Here is a 15,363-nt window from a genome sequence, read left to right on the forward strand (position 1 = left end):
GCGATAGCATCACCATGGGGTATCTGATACACCGAGGTGCCTGCATCGCAGGCAAGCCAGCTCCCACATTTGATTGGGTTTGCAATTCAAAATAACAGTTGTTTGTTAGGTTTCATCCCGGAGTCTGGCAATGGCACTACGCGAAACATGTTTATGGGAACACCTCACCCCCAGCCGGCCCGACCGTGCCGCGCTCAAGGGCGAGGTCAAGGTGGATGTGTGCGTGATCGGCGCCGGGATCACCGGTTTGTCGGCGGCCATTCATTTGCTGGAACAAGGCAAAAGCGTCGCCGTGCTTGAGGCCCATCGCACTGGCCATGGTGGTTCGGGGCGCAACGTTGGGCTGGTCAACGCCGGCATGTGGATCCCGCCGGACGAGATCGAAGCCGGTTTCGGCGAAGCGGTGGGCAGCCAGCTCAACCGCATGTTGGGTGCGGCGCCGTCCCTGGTGTTCAGCCTGATCGATAAATACAACATCGATTGCCAATTACGCCGTGAAGGCACCTTGCACATGGCGCACAACGCCCGTGGCGAGGCGGATTTGCGCAGTCGTGAAGCCCAATGGAAGCGCCGTGGCGCGCCAGTAGAGCTGCTCACTGGCCAGGCTTGCGAACAGGCCACGGGCACCCAAAAGATCGCCGCCGCCTTGCTGGATCGGCGTGCCGGAACCTTGAACCCGATGGCCTATACCAGTGGCTTGGCCAATGCGGCGGCGGGCCTTGGCGGGCAGTTGTTCGATCATTCGCCGGTCACTCAACTTGAGCGCCAGGGTTCGTATTGGTCGGTGCAGACCGCACAAGGGTCAGTGCAGGCTGCACAAGTGGTGATCGCCTCCAACGCCTACACCGAGGGCGAGTGGACCGAGTTGCGGCGCAATTTCTTCCCCGGCTATTACTACCAGGTCGCGTCGGCCCCACTGACGGGCGACGCCGCCCAACAGATCCTGCCCGGTGGCCAGGGCTCATGGGATACGCGCCAGGTGCTGAGCAGCATCCGTCGCGACGCCGATGGCCGTTTGTTGCTCGGCAGCCTGGGCAACGGCAACCAGAAACCCGCGTGGTTCCTCAAGGCGTGGGCCGATAGGGTGCAGCAGCACTACTTCCCGTACCTCAAATCGGTGCAGTGGGAGTTCACCTGGACCGGCTGTATCGCCTTCACCCCAGACCACTTGATGCGTCTGTTCGAACCGGCGCCCGGCCTTGTGGCCGTCACGGGCTATAACGGCCGTGGCGTAACCACCGGCAGTGTGGTCGGCAAGGCATTTGCCGACTACTTGTGTCACCAGAATCCCCAGGCGCTGCCGATTCCCTTCGCGCCGATGCAGCCATTGGCCGGGGTGGGCTTGCGCAGCTGCCTGTATGAAGCCGGGTTCTCGCTGTATCACGCCGGCCAATGCCTGAGGATCGTGATCTGATCAGCGAAATACCGCTCAAAAGCCTGCATTTTCTTAGCAGGCTACTAATCTGTATTGGTGCAAGTCGTAGCAATCACGCACTGTAAATGTGCAGTTCCGTTACGCCGTTTGTTACAGCGCCAGGAACTGTCGTTTATAGGCTTGGTTGCAGGTACGACCTGCCACGGTTGTACTTTTTGGATCCATTGGTTGCACCTCTGGACGCTAGAGGGTTGCACGTCCTGGCGAATGGAGCCGAAACACCTGCAATAACAATGACACCGTGTCTTTTTGAAGAATAAAAACGTAATGGCACGCGCCTTGCTCTGGGCTTTCAGTGAAAGGTTTGAATGCAAGTTGTCGTGCCAAAAATCAAAAATATCGGAGCACCACTCATGTCCCAGACGTTTTACAAGAAAGGTTTTCTGGCCCTCGCCGTTGCAGCGGCGCTGGGTGTTTCTACGTTTGTTCAAGCTGATGTGAAGATCGGCGTCGCGGGGCCCATGACGGGCGCCAACGCCGCTTTCGGTGAGCAGTACATGAAGGGTGCCCAGGCGGCAGCCGATGTGATCAACAAGGCCGGCGGCATCAACGGCGAGAAAATCGTGCTGGTAGCCGGCGACGATGCGTGTGAACCCAAACAAGCCGTGGCCGTGGCCAACCGCCTGGCCGACCAGGACAAAGTGATCGGTGTGGTCGGGCACTTCTGCTCCTCCAACACCATCCCGGCCTCCGAGGTGTATGACGAAGCTGGCATCATCGCCATCACCCCAGGCTCCACCAACCCACAAGTGACCGAACGCGGCCTGGGCGCCATGTTCCGCATGTGCGGGCGTGACGACCAGCAAGGCATCGTTGCCGGCGACTACATCGTCGACGTGCTCAAGGGCAAGAAAGTCGCGGTCATCAACGACAAGGACACCTACGGCAAAGGCCTGGCCGACGCCACCGCTGCCCAGTTGACCAAGCGCGGCGTCAAGCCGGTGCTGGAAGAAGGCCTGACCCGTGGCGAGAAAGACTTCAGCGCCCTGGTCACCAAGATCCGCTCCACCGGTGCTGACGTCGTGTACTTCGGCGGCCTGCACCCGGAAGCCGGTCCACTGGTTCGCCAGATCCGTGAAGCTGGCTTGAAAGACGTCAAGTTCATGTCCGATGACGGCGTGGTCACCGACGAACTGGTTGCCACGGCTGGCGGCGCGCAATACGTCGACGGCGTGTACATGACCTTCGGCGCCGACCCGCGCCTGCTGCCAGACAGCAAGGCCGTGGTGGAAGAGTTCCGTAAAAACGGCACCGAGCCGGAAGGCTACACCTTGTACGCCTATGCGTCGGTTCAGGCCTTGGCCGCTGGCTTCAACGGCGCCAAGTCCAACAAAGGCGAAGACGCCGCCAAGTGGCTCAAGGCTCACCCGGTGAAAACTGTCATGGGTGAAAAAGCGTGGGATTCGAAGGGCGACCTGAAGATCTCCGACTACGTGGTTTACCAGTGGGATAAAGACGGCAAATACCACCAGCTGGAAAAACAGAAGTAAGCATTAACGCGACCACGCAGGCGCCACAGATCCCCTGTGGGAGCCGGGCTTGCCCGCGATGACGGGCTGACATTCAACACGGTGTTGAATGTGAAACCGCATCGCAGGCAAGCCAGCTCCCACAGGGGACCGAGGTTGCCAGTGCAATCGCGTCTCGCAACAAATCTGTCTTTTCCTCCAGAAGCGCCGCACACCCACCGGTGTGCAGGTGCTCACCGCGTGAGATTGCGTTATGGATGGTATTTTCCTGCAGCAACTGGTCAACGGTCTGACCCTCGGGTCGGTCTATGGCCTGATCGCCATCGGCTACACAATGGTCTATGGCATCATTGGCATGATCAACTTCGCCCACGGCGAGGTTTATATGATTTCCGCTTACCTCGCGGCGATCAGTCTGGCACTGCTGGCTTACTTCGGCATCGAATCCTTCCCGCTGCTCATTCTCGGCACCTTGATCTTCACCGTTGTCGTCACTGGCGTATACGGCTGGGTCATCGAGCGTGTCGCCTACAAACCGCTGCGCAACTCCACCCGACTGGCACCGCTGATCAGCGCCATCGGTATCTCGCTGATCCTGCAGAACTACGCGCAGATCGCTCAGGGCGCCAAGCAACAGGGCATTCCTACCCTGCTGGCCGGGGCCTGGCGTGTCGATATCGGCACGGGCTTCGTTCAGTTGACGTACACCAAGGTGTTCATCCTCGTGGCGGCGTTTGCCGGCATGGCGTTGCTCACTTACATCATCAAATACACCAAGCTCGGCCGCATGTGCCGCGCCACCCAGCAAGACCGCAAGATGGCGTCGATCCTTGGCATCAACACCGACCGGGTGATCTCCTATGTGTTCGTCATCGGCGCCGCCATGGCGGCATTGGCCGGCGTGTTGATCACCCTCAACTACGGCACCTTCGACTTCTATGCCGGCTTCATCATCGGCATCAAGGCGTTTACCGCAGCGGTACTCGGCGGCATTGGCTCCCTGCCTGGGGCGATGTTGGGCGGGATCATCCTCGGTATCTCCGAGTCGTTGTTCTCGGGGTTGATCAACTCTGACTACAAAGACGTGTTCAGTTTCTCCCTGCTGGTGGTGATTCTGATTTTCCGTCCCCAGGGCCTGCTTGGTCGCCCACTTGTGGCGAAGGTGTAAACATGTCTGCTGCCAAACCCATCGATATCAAGAAAAGTGTGGTCGATACAGTCCTCGCCGGGCTGATTTCACTGGTCGTGTTCGGTCCGATCGTCGGCGTGGTCCTCGACGGCTACAGTTTCAACCTGGAACCGGCCCGCGTGGCCCTGTTGGTGGCCATCGTGATGGTCGGCCGCTTTGCCATGAGCCTGTTCCTGCAAACCCCTAAGGGCCTGAAGATCCTGCAGGGCTTCGAGAGCACCGGCTCCGGCGTGCACGTGCTGGCGCCGGACTACAAGTCGCGGTTGCGCTGGATCATCCCGGCACTGATCGTGATCGCCATCGTGTTCCCGATCTTCGCCAACAAGTACCTGCTCACCGTGGTGATCCTCGGCCTGATCTATGTGTTGCTCGGCCTGGGCCTCAACATCGTGGTCGGCCTGGCGGGCCTGCTCGACCTGGGTTACGTGGCGTTCTACGCCATCGGGGCCTACGGCCTGGCATTGGGTTATCAATACCTCGGCCTGGGCTTCTGGACGGTGCTGCCACTGGCGGCCATCGCGGCGGCGCTGGCGGGGTGCATACTCGGGTTCCCGGTGCTGCGAATGCACGGTGACTACCTGGCCATCGTGACCCTGGGCTTTGGTGAAATCATCCGCCTGGTGCTCAACAACTGGCTGTCGTTTACCGGTGGGCCCAACGGCATGCCGGTGCCATCGCCGACCTTCCTCGGCCTGGAGTTCGGCAAGCGTGCGAAGGATGGCGGGGTGCCCTTCCATGAGTTCTTCGGCATCGACTACAACCCCAACATCAAATTCCTGTTCATCTACATCGTGCTGTTTCTGGTGGTGCTGGCCGTGCTGTACATCAAGCATCGCCTGACCCGCATGCCGGTCGGCCGCGCCTGGGAGGCCTTGCGCGAAGATGAGATCGCCTGCCGTTCCATGGGCCTGAACCACGTGTTGGTCAAGCTTTCGGCGTTCACCATCGGAGCATCGACGGCGGGTTTGGCTGGGGTGTTCTTTGCCAGCTACCAAGGCTTCGTCAATCCGTCGTCGTTCACCTTCTTCGAGTCGGCGCTGATCCTGGCCATCGTGGTCCTGGGTGGTATGGGCTCGACGGTGGGCGTGGTGATTGCGGCGTTTGTTCTGACCGTCGCGCCTGAATTGCTGCGCAGCTTCTCTGAATACCGCGTGTTGCTGTTTGGCGTGTTGATGGTGGTGATGATGATCTGGCGCCCGCGCGGGTTGATCCGCATCAGCCGTACCGGTGTGACACCACGTAAAGGAGTGGCGCCATGAGCAAGGAAGTCGTCCTCTCCGTTGAGCACTTGATGATGCACTTCGGCGGCATCAAGGCCCTGAGCGATGTGAGCCTCAAGGTCGAACGCAACTCGATCTTCGCCTTGATCGGCCCCAACGGCGCCGGCAAGACCACGGTGTTCAACTGCCTCACCGGCTTCTACAAAGCCAGCGGCGGCAAGATCCAACTCAACCTTCGCGGCAAGCAGACCGACGTGATCCAGTTGCTCGGCGAGCGCTTCCAGCCCACCGACTTTGTGTCGCCCAAAAGCTTCCTCAGCCGGGTGTACTACAAAATGTTCGGCGGTACCCACCTGGTGAACCGCGCCGGCCTGGCGCGGACGTTCCAGAACATTCGCCTGTTCAAGGAAATGTCGGTGGTGGAAAACCTGCTGGTGGCCCAGCACATGTGGGTCAACCGCAACATGCTCGCGGGTATCCTCAATACCAAGGGCTACCGCAAGGCTGAAAGCGACGCCCTCGACCACGCTTTCTACTGGTTGGAAGTGGTGGACCTGGTGGACTGCGCCAACCGCCTGGCCGGCGAACTCTCCTACGGCCAGCAGCGCCGCCTGGAGATCGCCCGCGCCATGTGCACCCGGCCGCAGATCATCTGCCTGGATGAACCGGCTGCGGGCCTCAACCCCCAGGAAACCGAAGCCCTCAGCGCGATGATTCGCCTGCTGCGCGACGAACACGACCTGACGGTGGTGCTGATCGAACACGACATGGGCATGGTGATGAGTATTTCCGACCACATCGTGGTGCTGGACCACGGCAACGTGATCGCCGAGGGCGGGCCGGACGCGATTCGCAACGACCCGAAAGTGATTGCCGCCTACCTGGGCGCTGACGAAGAGGAGCTTGTATGAACGGGCCTATCCTCGAAATGAAGGACCTGGACGTGTATTACGGCCCGATCCAGGCCCTGAAAAAAGTCTCGCTGCACATCAATGAAGGCGAAACCGTCAGCCTGATCGGCTCCAACGGCGCGGGCAAATCCACGCTGCTGATGTCGATTTTCGGCCAGCCACGGGCCGAGTCGGGGCAGATCCTCTATAACGGCGTCGACATCACCCATAAGTCGTCGCACTACATCGCGTCCAACGGTATTGCGCAGTCGCCGGAAGGGCGGCGGGTGTTCCCCGACATGACCGTCGAGGAAAACCTGCTGATGGGCACCATCCCCATTGGCGACAAGTTTGCCCAGGAAGACATGCAGCGCATGTTCGAGCTGTTCCCACGGCTCAAGGAGCGACGTACCCAGCGCGCCATGACCATGTCCGGCGGCGAGCAGCAAATGCTCGCCATCGCCCGCGCGCTGATGAGCCGGCCCAAGCTGCTGCTGCTGGATGAACCGAGCCTGGGCCTGGCGCCGATTGTGGTGAAGCAGATCTTCTCGACGTTGCGCGAGCTGGCCTCCACCGGGATGACCATCTTCCTGGTGGAACAGAACGCCAACCATGCGCTGCGCTTGTCGGATCGGGCGTATGTGATGGTCAACGGCGAGATTCGCCTGACGGGCACCGGTAAGGAATTGCTGGTGAATGAGGAAGTGCGCAACGCCTACCTCGGCGGTCACTAGTTTAAAATTTGACGCAGGCCCCTGTGGGAGCGGGCTTGCTCGCGAAAGCGGTGTGTCAGTCAGTACATCTGGAACTGACCCACCGCTTTCGCGAGCAAGCCCGCTCCCACATTTGTTTTGTGGGGTTCACAAGGCCGATGCCAAATTGTGGAAAACAAATCCAGCCCCCCTCCAAAGCGCGACATATAGCCGCCGCAAATCCCTGTTTTGTCACAGTTTTGACTTGTCCCCATCCGCTGTGGAACCGGCTGTGGGTAACGTGGGAGTAGCTGGCTGTAAGCCAATGAATCCGGGGCTTGTAGCGCGGCGGTTGTTTTTTGATCAGGCGCTTTTTGGTCGCCGCTCCAAGCCTTTGTCAACCTGTTTAAAGACACAGGTATATGACCGAAATATGTCCCGCCAGCCTGTGGATAAGTCTGTGACTAAACTCTGGAAAGACCGCCGCAGAGGCCGGAACGACTGGCCTGGAGCCATCGTTCTGATTTTGCGATCGGCGACAGGCCTACATACGCCCCGGCCAAGGTCAAGCAAAAAACTTTCTAAAACCGCCTGTAGCCCTTGTGTATAGCGGCCTGAAGCGTTTTGTAGTTGCCCCCAAAGACTGTGGGCGCAGTTGTGGATAACCTGCGCGCACATAGCTGCAAGCCACGGCCTGTATGGCTTTTATACAGTTGATTAAAAAGTGATCAGGCGTGTATCAAGTTATGTGCTTAGCGGTTGCCGCCATCGCGGTGTACGGGCATTCTGCTGGCTGCTTTTTTCCCGATGCCCGCAAGGAGAACACCATGTCCGACACGTTGTTTATTACTGGCGCAACCTCAGGTTTCGGCGAAGCCTGCGCCCGTCGTTTTGCCGAAGCCGGCTGGAAACTGGTGCTCACCGGTCGTCGCGCCGACCGCCTGAATGCGCTGGTCGAAGAGCTTTCCAAGCAGACCGAAGTGCATGGCCTGGTCGTGGACGTGCGGGACCGCAAAGGCATGGAAGATGCCATCGCCAACCTGCCGCCGTCGTTCGCCAAGCTGCGCGGGCTGATCAACAACGCCGGCCTGGCCGTGGGCACCGACCCAGCGCCCAAGTGCAGTCTCGACGATTGGGAAACCATGGTCGACACCAACATCAAGGGCCTGCTGACCACCACCAACCTGCTGCTGCCACGCTTGATCGCTCACGGTCGCGGCGCGGGCATCATCAACCTGGGGTCCATCGCGGGTAATTATCCGTATCCGGGCAGCCACGTGTATGGCGGTTCCAAGGCGTTCGTTAAGCAGTTCTCGCTGAACCTGCGCTGCGACCTGCAAGGCACGGGCGTGCGCGTCACCAACATCGAGCCGGGCCTGTGTGAAAGCGAGTTCTCGCTGGTGCGCTTCGGCGGTGATCAGGCGCGGTATGACGCGACTTATGCAGGAGCCGAGCCGATCCAGCCGCAGGATATTGCGGACACGATCTTCTGGGTCATGAACACGCCGGCGCATGTGAATATCAACCGCTTGGAGCTGATGCCGGTAAGCCAGACGTGGGCTGGGTTTGCGATTGAGCGTGGGGCCAAGTAAGGCTCTAGACCGCGTCGCCTGCTTCGCGAGCAAGCCCGCTCCCACATTCGACCGCATTCATATGTTGGAACTCGGTCAAGTGTGGGAGCGGGCTTGCTCGCGAAGGCGTCAGATCGGCCAAAACAGGTCATAAGGTACACTCATCTCCTGAAAACCCCTCCGCACTGTGCGGATTTAAGGTTTTAACGGGAGGAAATGTGAGTAACCGAGGTGAGCAGGCACTGCTCAAACAATCGACCATCCTGATGTTCGCCGTCGCGATCGCCGGGATTGTCACGGGTGTGATTTCTGGCGCCCAATCCATTCTGTTCGACGGCTTTTTCTCGCTGATCGCCACCGCCATCAAGGTGTTGATGCTGATCACGGCCAAGCTGATCGCCAAGAAAAGCAACGAGCGTTTCCAGTTCGGCTATTGGCACCTGGAACCCATGGTGCTGCTGATCGAAGGCAGTTTCCTGTTGCTGATCGCCATCTATGCGTTCCTCAATGGCGTGTTCGGCATTATCAATGGCGGCCGCGAGATCGAGTTGGGGTTGGTGATCATCTACGCGGCGGTGTTTACCGTCGTCGAGTTCGCCTACTTCTTCTACGTGCGTTATCGCAATCGCCAGCTGAAATCATCGCTGATCCAGTTCGACAACATCAGCTGGCTGGTGGACGCGATGCTGTCGGTAGGCTTGTTGATCAGCTTTTTGGCGGCGCTGTTGCTCAAGTCCCAGGGCTATGGCGAGTGGGCGGTGTATGTCGACCCATTGATCCTGATCCTGCTGGCCCTGAGCATGCTGGCGCCGGCGTTCAAGATCCTGCGCCCGGCCTTGCGCGAGGTGCTGGGAATCGCGCCGGACCAGTTGGACGACAAAGTGCGCGAAGTGATGGAAGCGGCCCAGGCCAAACATGGTTTCGACGACTACGTGTCGTACGTGCAAAAGCACGGGCGGGCGCGGTTTATCGAGATTCATGTGGTGTTGCCGGCGGATTACCCGGTGGATAACGTCGCGACGCTGGACGGGCTGCGCGAAGAGATATCCACAGGGCTCGGCACGCCGGATGCGGCGCGCTGGCTGACGATCAGCTTTACCGGAGATCGCAAGTGGATTGCATAAGGCCCTGGTAACAGGTGGCCAAGTGATACGGCGTGGTCGACGGCATGTCAGGTCGGCTTACGGCGCCCTTGGCATCCAGGCATTCATTCCAGCCTTTTGCATGCAGAAAGTGCTGTTGCAGCGCCAGCAATTGGCGTTGCAGCACGGCTTCGCTGTTGGGGCGCAAAGTCAGTGCCCGCAGGTACTCGGCCTGGGCCCAGATACGCTGGGTGCCGTCACGCACCGTACCGTCCAGCGCCAGCATGCCGCTGACCGCGCCGCTGACGTTATCCACACCCTTGAGTTCTGCGTAGGCGAACGCCCGGGTCAGAGACGCATGCAGCGGCGTACCGCGCAGCACGTCCGAAGACTCCAGCAGGAAGAACCATTCGAACTGGTGCCCCGGTTCGAACCAGTTATCCACAGCGCCCAGCGGTTTTTCCATCATCACGCCGTGCTGGCGGTCGATGAAGCGCTGCTGCATGGCCGTCGCCAGCGCCAGCAGGGCGGCTTGCACGTCGGCGTCTTCACGCACCGCGAGGGTGGCGAGGAAACCTTCGGCCAGGTGCATCAGCGGATTTTGCAGTGGGCCGGACTTGAGCGATGACCAGTTGCGCTCCAATACGGCCTCATACAGACCGTCGCCTGTGGAGAACCGCTCGGCGACCACTTCCAGGGCGGCGTTGAGCACCGACTCCACCAATGGCTCACGCACCTTGGACCAATAATGGGCGCAGGCAAAGATGATGAAGGCGTGGGTGTAGAGGTCCTTGCGCTTGTCCAGCGGCTGGCCGGACGGGTCGATGCTGTAGAACCAGCCGCCATGCTCGGCGTCGTGGAAGTGCCGTTGCAGGGAGCGAAACAGTGCCGCTGCGCGTTCTTCAGCAAAGGCCGCGCCGGGCTCGCCGATCAGGCTGGCAAAGAGGTACAACTGCCGGGCGCAGGCCATCGCGCGGTAGCGTTGCGGGGGCAGTGGCTGATGATCGGCGTCCAGCGCCTCATAGGGCAATGCCAGGTCGGCATTCCAGCCCGGGCCTTGCCAGAGCGGCACGATCAGGCTGTGGAAGTGCGTAAGCACGGTGTTCAAGGAGGGTTGGGAAGCGCTGGGCATTGGCTGGCGTCGTCACGGCAGGGGTGTAGGCGCGCATGGTATCAGGCTTGGGTTGTGTGTTGTTTGTACTGCCGCCTTCGCGAGCAAGCCCGCTCCCACAATTTGACCGAGTACTTCCTTGGAATGCGGTCAAAATGTGGGAGCGGGCTTGCTCGCGAAGAGGCCCTTATCGGCGCCGAAAATCAGCCTGCGAGCAACCAGACCCCAGTCGCCGCCGAAGCCGCCCCCGCAATCCGCACCAACGGCGCCGCCGCAGCCGGCAGGAAGCGCACCACCGCATATCCGGCCGCGTGCAGCACGGCAGTCGCACCGACAAAGCCAGCGGCATACGCCCACGGGCTGGACATGTCCGGCAGCTCCAGACCATGCGCCACACCATGGAACAGTGCGAACAAGGCCGTTGCCCCCACCGCCATGAACAACGGCGGACGCACCGCCAGCGCCACCGCCAGGCCCAGGGCCAGCACCGACGCGGCAATCCCGCTTTCCAGCAGTGGCAACTCTAGGCCTTCAAAACCCAGCACGCCGCCAATCAGCATGGTGCCGACAAAGGTGCACGGCAACGCCCAACGCGCGGCGCCTTTTTGTTGGGCGGCCCACAAGCCGACCGCGACCATCGCCAGCAAGTGGTCGATGCCACTCAGGGGATGGCTGATACCGGCCACCAGGCCGTTGTCGCCGTGGCCCGGGTGAGCGAAGGCCAGGGCAGGGGCCAGCAGCAGGGCGGCGGCGGTGAAGAGTTTCTTGAGGCTCATGGACAGGTTCCTTATGGGTTGATCAGGCTGCGGTCAGCAGACCTTGGCGTTCGATAAAGGCGACGATTTCATCCAGGCCGACACCGGTTTTCTGGTTGCTGAACACAAAAGGTTTGCCGTTGCGCATGCGGGTGGTGTCGCTGTTCATCAGCTCCAGCGACGCGCCGACCAAGGGCGCCAGGTCGATCTTGTTGATCACCAGCAGGTCGGACTTGCAGATGCCAGGCCCGCCTTTGCGCGGCAGCTTGTCGCCGGCGGACACATCGATCACGTAGATAGTCAGGTCCGACAACTCCGGGCTGAAGGTGGCCGAGAGGTTGTCGCCGCCGGACTCCACCAGGATCAGGTCCAGGCCAGGGAAACGACGGTTGAGCTGGTCGACGGCTTCCAGGTTGATCGAGGCGTCTTCGCGGATCGCGGTGTGCGGGCAGCCGCCGGTTTCCACGCCGATGATGCGTTCCGGCGCGAGGGCCTGGTTGCGCACCAGGAAGTCGGCGTCTTCGCGGGTGTAGATGTCGTTGGTGACCACCGCCAGGTTGTAGCGATCACGTAGCGCGAGGCACAGGGCCAGGGTCAGGGCCGTCTTGCCGGAGCCCACCGGGCCACCGATGCCGACGCGCAGAGGTTGTGTGTTCATCTGGGTTTTCTCCTAGGAACGGAATAGGCGGCTGTACTGGCGCTCATGGGCCATGCACGCCAGGGACAGGCCGAACGCGGCGCTGCCGAAATGCTGGGGTTGGATGCGGCTGGCGTCCCGCTGGGCCTGTTGCAGCAGCGGCAGCAGTTCACTGGTGAGGCGTTGGGCGGCTTGCTGACCCAGGGGCAGGGTTTTCATCAGCACAGCCAACTGGTTTTCCAGCCAGCTCCATAGCCAGGCGGCAAGCGCGTCGGCGGGGCTGATGTTCCAGGCGCGTGCGGCCAGGGCCCAGCCCAATGCCAAATGCGGTTCGGCGCACTGTTGAAGAAATAGGCGGGCGGCGTCGTCCAGTTCCGGCAGGCCGTTGAGCAGTTGTTGCAGGGAGTAGCCCATCTGCCGGCTCTCCTGGTACAGCTCGCGGGTCTCACGGCTGGCGCGATGTTCGTCGCACAGCTGGGCCAGGCGCGGCCAATCGGCTTCAAAGGCGGCTTGGCAATGGGCGAGCAGAACGGGTGCCTCGAAACGTGCGAGGTTGAGCAGCAACTGATCGCTGATCCAGCGTCGCGCACTGGCAGCGTCGTTGACGCGACCGTTCTCCACCGCCATTTCCAAACCCTGGGAATAGCTGTAGCCACCAATCGGCAATTGCGGACTGGCCAGACGCAACAGCGCCCAGGCTGGGTTCATAGGCGCACGCCGAACTGGTGCAGCTTGGGCGGGTAGTTGAAATCTTCATCGCCATGGCGCGAATGATGATGCCCGCCGCCGTAGGCGCCATGTTCCGGCTGGAATGGCGCTTCGAGGGTCTGCGTCTGCGCGCCCAGCTGTTCGAGCATTGCCTTGAGCACATAGTCATCGAGCAGGCGCAACCAGCCATCGCCCACTTGCAATGCTACGTGGCGGTTACCCAGGTGATACGCCGCGCGTGTCAGTTCAAATGCGCTGCTGCAGGTGACGTGCAGCAGTTGTTCAGGCCGGGCGCACACGCGTACGACTCGTCCGTCTTCAGCCTGTAGGAATTCGCCATCGTGCAGCGGTGGCTGGCCGCGCTCCAGGAAAAGGCCGACGTCTTCACCGTCGGCACTGAAACAGCGCAGGCGGCTTTTGCTGCGGGCTTCGAAGTTCAGCAGCAACTCGGCGGCCCAGAGGGCTTGGGGGGCGATTCGGCGGTGGATCACCAGCATCAGGAAGCTTCCAGCTATGAGCGATGAAACAGCTAGAGCAAGGGGCTTGCCAACCTGGATGCGAGGTAGGAATTGCCTGTAGGCAATGAGGGGTGTGCCACCTAACAGGGCGAGGCAGAATTCCCGGCGTGCGCCAAACTGGTGCGTAATGTTTCTTGTTGCACGGGGGATGGGCGTTTTCAGATTTTCCCTACATGGTGTGGGGAATCGGCGTTCATCACCTTTCCTGCGAGGTCATTAGGCTGTGCGCCGTGTTTAATTCACTGCGACGTTCATCATGTTCAAGTCTTTTTGTTATCTGGTTATTGTCAGTCTGTCTTTCGCGCTTTCATCGGCTTCCGCCAATCTAAAGACCCACCCGTCCTTCAGCGCTTCGCTGAAACAAGCGTCTATCGAGGATGTGGTCGACCGCGCCCACGAACTGCTGGGTACGCCTTACAAGTGGGGTGGCACCTCGGCGGATCAGGGGTTTGATTGCAGCAGCCTGCTGGTCTATTTGTTCAAGACCGAAGCCAACATTCAGATCCCACGCACCACCGCGGCCATGCAGCGGTCAACGGCCGCGACCATCAAACGCAATGCGCTCAAGCCCGGCGATGCGGTGTTTTTCAAAGCCAACGGGCGCGGCCAGGTCAGCCATGTGGGGCTCTATATAGGCGATGGCAAATTCATTCATTCGCCCCGTACCGGCAAGCGCATCCGCATCGATTCACTGAGCAACAGCTACTGGAACAAGAATTACACTACCGCCAAGCGCTTTCACACAGCAGGTTGATGGCTTTATTCGGTACTGCCCAGGCCTTGCCAGTGCTTCAAGCCGATAAAGATAAAGCGCAATTGCTGGGTGATCTTCGCCTGGGGCGTGAGGTGGTCAGGCAAAGCCTGGGCCGGTGGGTCGATGATGTCGGGGAGGGTGGCGAACACACTTTTGACGATCAGGTCGGCCATCACATGCAGGCCTTCAGCATCCAGGTGCTGCAGTTTGGGCATGAACGTCAGGTCGGCCGCGAGGTCGCGGGTGATGTCTTCACGTAGCGCCCCGATGGCCTGGCGCACGGCCAGGCAGCCGCCGTATTGCTCGCGGGCCAGGAACAGGAATTGCGAACGGTTGGCCGAGACCACATCGAGAAAGATCCGCACGGAGGCATCGATAATGCCGCCCATCACGAATTCGTTATGGCGCACCAGGCGGATAGTGGCGCGGAAGGTCTGGCCGACTTCACTCACCAACACAAGCCCAAGCTGGTCCATGTCGGCAAAATGCCGATAGAAACCGGTGGGTACGATACCGGCCGTCTTCGCCACTTCGCGCAGGCTCAGGCTGCCAAACCCACGGCCACACTCCATCAGATGGCGGGCTGCGTCCATCAGGGCGAGGCGGGTCTGTTGCTTCTGTTCGGCGCGGGGCAGCATGGGCGGGCGGGCTTTGTCGGCAAGTACAGCGACGCACTCTAGCAAAACAGGTCTGTTGGCGTCGAACTTGGCGGGGGAAGGGCGTGACGCGATCTACAGGAAAGCAAAAGCCCGATCGGCAGATCGGGCTTTTTTCTCGGCCACCACGGGGTTAGCTCTGTGCTTGATGCAGTTCTTGCAGACGGTCAGCACCGCCTTCAGCAACGCCTTCGGTGTAGGCACGTTTGTTGGCTTGTTCAGCGCCGCCTTCGACCAGACCTTTCTGTTCCAGGCGATCACGGCCACCTTCGGCAATAGCGTTGCGTTCCAGCAGGCGATCAGCACCACCTTCAACCAGGCCTTTTTGTTCCAGGCGGTTGCGGCCGTTTTCGGTCAGGCCTTCGGTGTAAGCGCGTTTGTTGGCTTGTTCCGAACCATTTTCAGCCACAGCGCCTTTGGCGTAGTCACGGTTCTCTTCTTCTTGCGAACCGCTGCGAGCGACGGTCTGGCTGAACGGAACGGCGTCCGCTTTGACTTGTGGAGTGGCTTGTTCAGCGGCTGGCAGGGCAAATGCACTGGAAGCCAGGATGGATAACAGGGCGGTAGCGAGTAATTGGCGTTTCATGATGGGTTGCTCCTTGGGAGGGCGATAAAGTGGGTACAGGGCTAATGCTACTCTCGATAAGTCGATATAAAAGTTCATAAACACAATGGT

16 protein-coding genes are annotated in these 15,363 nt (G+C 60.4%); 9 read left to right on the forward strand and 7 right to left on the reverse strand.

Annotation, left to right across the window (positions count from 1 at the left end; translation table 11 throughout):
* Nucleotides 1-130: 130 nt before the first annotated feature.
* The 8 genes from ACP7BX_RS20560 to ACP7BX_RS20595 all read left to right on the forward strand — a co-directional run bounded on the left by ACP7BX_RS20560 (nucleotide 131) and on the right by ACP7BX_RS20595 (nucleotide 9,590).
* Nucleotides 131-1,414, forward strand: coding sequence for an NAD(P)/FAD-dependent oxidoreductase (locus ACP7BX_RS20560; RefSeq protein ID WP_426129210.1), 1,284 nt, complete (start codon nucleotides 131-133; stop codon nucleotides 1,412-1,414).
* A gap of 374 nt (nucleotides 1,415-1,788) precedes the next feature.
* A complete protein-coding gene (locus ACP7BX_RS20565) occupies nucleotides 1,789-2,925 on the forward strand; it encodes a branched-chain amino acid ABC transporter substrate-binding protein (protein WP_010213577.1) in 1,137 nt (378 codons plus the stop codon).
* Between the two features lie 232 nt (nucleotides 2,926-3,157).
* Nucleotides 3,158-4,072: an ABC transporter permease subunit gene (locus tag ACP7BX_RS20570; protein ID WP_003188099.1), complete on the forward strand. Its 915-nt coding sequence runs from the start codon at nucleotides 3,158-3,160 to the stop codon at nucleotides 4,070-4,072.
* A 2-nt stretch (nucleotides 4,073-4,074) separates the two neighbouring features.
* Nucleotides 4,075-5,352 (forward strand): high-affinity branched-chain amino acid ABC transporter permease LivM, encoded by a 1,278-nt coding sequence (gene livM / locus ACP7BX_RS20575; protein WP_016976932.1) that lies wholly within the window; start codon nucleotides 4,075-4,077, stop codon nucleotides 5,350-5,352.
* Nucleotides 5,349-6,224: an ABC transporter ATP-binding protein gene (locus tag ACP7BX_RS20580; RefSeq protein ID WP_028615532.1), complete on the forward strand. Its 876-nt coding sequence runs from the start codon at nucleotides 5,349-5,351 to the stop codon at nucleotides 6,222-6,224. Before livM ends, ACP7BX_RS20580 begins: the two co-directional genes overlap by 4 nt.
* Nucleotides 6,221-6,937 carry an ABC transporter ATP-binding protein gene (locus ACP7BX_RS20585; protein WP_033897392.1) on the forward strand — a complete coding sequence of 239 codons (717 nt, stop codon included), beginning with the start codon at nucleotides 6,221-6,223 and terminating at the stop codon, nucleotides 6,935-6,937. The genes ACP7BX_RS20580 and ACP7BX_RS20585 overlap by 4 nt, the downstream gene beginning before the upstream one ends.
* 785 nt (nucleotides 6,938-7,722) lie before the next feature.
* Nucleotides 7,723-8,487 carry an SDR family oxidoreductase gene (locus tag ACP7BX_RS20590; protein ID WP_095014487.1) on the forward strand — a complete coding sequence of 255 codons (765 nt, stop codon included), beginning with the start codon at nucleotides 7,723-7,725 and terminating at the stop codon, nucleotides 8,485-8,487.
* 197 nt (nucleotides 8,488-8,684) lie between these two features.
* Nucleotides 8,685-9,590, forward strand: coding sequence for a cation diffusion facilitator family transporter (locus ACP7BX_RS20595; RefSeq protein ID WP_314524952.1), 906 nt, complete (start codon nucleotides 8,685-8,687; stop codon nucleotides 9,588-9,590).
* Here the strand turns inward: ACP7BX_RS20595 and ACP7BX_RS20600 are convergent.
* The 5 genes from ACP7BX_RS20600 to ureE form a co-directional block, all read right to left on the reverse strand.
* Nucleotides 9,562-10,680 carry an AGE family epimerase/isomerase gene (locus tag ACP7BX_RS20600; protein WP_426129207.1) on the reverse strand — a complete coding sequence of 373 codons (1,119 nt, stop codon included), beginning with the start codon at nucleotides 10,678-10,680 and terminating at the stop codon, nucleotides 9,562-9,564. The two genes, ACP7BX_RS20595 and ACP7BX_RS20600, sit on opposite strands and share 29 nt — an antisense overlap.
* A gap of 182 nt (nucleotides 10,681-10,862) precedes the next feature.
* Nucleotides 10,863-11,435, reverse strand: a complete 573-nt coding sequence (locus ACP7BX_RS20605; protein ID WP_178955500.1) for a HupE/UreJ family protein — start codon at nucleotides 11,433-11,435, stop codon at nucleotides 10,863-10,865.
* Between the two features lie 22 nt (nucleotides 11,436-11,457).
* On the reverse strand, nucleotides 11,458-12,072 hold the full coding sequence (gene ureG / locus ACP7BX_RS20610; RefSeq protein WP_028615537.1) for an urease accessory protein UreG: 615 nt from the start codon (nucleotides 12,070-12,072) through the stop codon (nucleotides 11,458-11,460).
* A gap of 12 nt (nucleotides 12,073-12,084) precedes the next feature.
* On the reverse strand, nucleotides 12,085-12,759 hold the full coding sequence (locus ACP7BX_RS20615; protein ID WP_426129205.1) for an urease accessory protein UreF: 675 nt from the start codon (nucleotides 12,757-12,759) through the stop codon (nucleotides 12,085-12,087).
* Complete coding sequence (gene ureE / locus ACP7BX_RS20620) at nucleotides 12,756-13,256, reverse strand: urease accessory protein UreE (RefSeq protein WP_177058928.1); 501 nt, start codon at nucleotides 13,254-13,256, stop codon at nucleotides 12,756-12,758. The genes ACP7BX_RS20615 and ureE overlap by 4 nt, the downstream gene beginning before the upstream one ends.
* A gap of 277 nt (nucleotides 13,257-13,533) precedes the next feature.
* Here ureE and ACP7BX_RS20625 point away from each other — a divergent pair, with 277 nt between their 5' ends.
* On the forward strand, nucleotides 13,534-14,031 hold the full coding sequence (locus tag ACP7BX_RS20625) for a C40 family peptidase (RefSeq protein WP_314524965.1): 498 nt from the start codon (nucleotides 13,534-13,536) through the stop codon (nucleotides 14,029-14,031).
* A 5-nt stretch (nucleotides 14,032-14,036) separates the two neighbouring features.
* Here the strand turns inward: ACP7BX_RS20625 and ACP7BX_RS20630 are convergent, their stop codons facing one another.
* Both ACP7BX_RS20630 and ACP7BX_RS20635 read right to left on the reverse strand, forming a co-directional pair.
* Nucleotides 14,037-14,669, reverse strand: a complete 633-nt coding sequence (locus ACP7BX_RS20630) for a TetR family transcriptional regulator (protein WP_025857330.1) — start codon at nucleotides 14,667-14,669, stop codon at nucleotides 14,037-14,039.
* Nucleotides 14,670-14,820: 151 nt separating this feature from the next.
* On the reverse strand, nucleotides 14,821-15,273 hold the full coding sequence (locus ACP7BX_RS20635) for a hypothetical protein (protein ID WP_314524970.1): 453 nt from the start codon (nucleotides 15,271-15,273) through the stop codon (nucleotides 14,821-14,823).
* Between the last annotated feature and the right edge of the window lie 90 nt (nucleotides 15,274-15,363).

Source organism: Pseudomonas sp. DWP3-1-3b3, from assembly GCF_049896305.1.
Classification (GTDB): Bacteria; Pseudomonadota; Gammaproteobacteria; order Pseudomonadales; family Pseudomonadaceae; genus Aquipseudomonas; species Aquipseudomonas azotoformans_A.

Excerpts from the sequence above, each read along its gene's own strand:
- ACP7BX_RS20560 (WP_426129210.1), top strand. The coding sequence starts at position 131 with ATGGCACTACGCGAAACATGTTTATGGGAACACCTCACCCCCAGCCGG.
- ACP7BX_RS20565 (WP_010213577.1), top strand. The coding sequence starts at position 1,789 with ATGTCCCAGACGTTTTACAAGAAAGGTTTTCTGGCCCTCGCCGTTGCA.
- ACP7BX_RS20570 (WP_003188099.1), top strand. The coding sequence starts at position 3,158 with ATGGATGGTATTTTCCTGCAGCAACTGGTCAACGGTCTGACCCTCGGG.
- livM (WP_016976932.1), top strand. The coding sequence starts at position 4,075 with ATGTCTGCTGCCAAACCCATCGATATCAAGAAAAGTGTGGTCGATACA.
- ACP7BX_RS20580 (WP_028615532.1), top strand. The coding sequence starts at position 5,349 with ATGAGCAAGGAAGTCGTCCTCTCCGTTGAGCACTTGATGATGCACTTC.
- ACP7BX_RS20585 (WP_033897392.1), top strand. The coding sequence starts at position 6,221 with ATGAACGGGCCTATCCTCGAAATGAAGGACCTGGACGTGTATTACGGC.
- ACP7BX_RS20590 (WP_095014487.1), top strand. The coding sequence starts at position 7,723 with ATGTCCGACACGTTGTTTATTACTGGCGCAACCTCAGGTTTCGGCGAA.
- ACP7BX_RS20600 (WP_426129207.1), bottom strand. The coding sequence starts at position 10,680 with ATGCCCAGCGCTTCCCAACCCTCCTTGAACACCGTGCTTACGCACTTC.
- ACP7BX_RS20605 (WP_178955500.1), bottom strand. The coding sequence starts at position 11,435 with ATGAGCCTCAAGAAACTCTTCACCGCCGCCGCCCTGCTGCTGGCCCCT.
- ureG (WP_028615537.1), bottom strand. The coding sequence starts at position 12,072 with ATGAACACACAACCTCTGCGCGTCGGCATCGGTGGCCCGGTGGGCTCC.
- ACP7BX_RS20615 (WP_426129205.1), bottom strand. The coding sequence starts at position 12,759 with ATGAACCCAGCCTGGGCGCTGTTGCGTCTGGCCAGTCCGCAATTGCCG.
- ureE (WP_177058928.1), bottom strand. The coding sequence starts at position 13,256 with ATGCTGGTGATCCACCGCCGAATCGCCCCCCAAGCCCTCTGGGCCGCC.
- ACP7BX_RS20625 (WP_314524965.1), top strand. The coding sequence starts at position 13,534 with ATGTTCAAGTCTTTTTGTTATCTGGTTATTGTCAGTCTGTCTTTCGCG.
- ACP7BX_RS20630 (WP_025857330.1), bottom strand. The coding sequence starts at position 14,669 with ATGCTGCCCCGCGCCGAACAGAAGCAACAGACCCGCCTCGCCCTGATG.
- ACP7BX_RS20635 (WP_314524970.1), bottom strand. The coding sequence starts at position 15,273 with ATGAAACGCCAATTACTCGCTACCGCCCTGTTATCCATCCTGGCTTCC.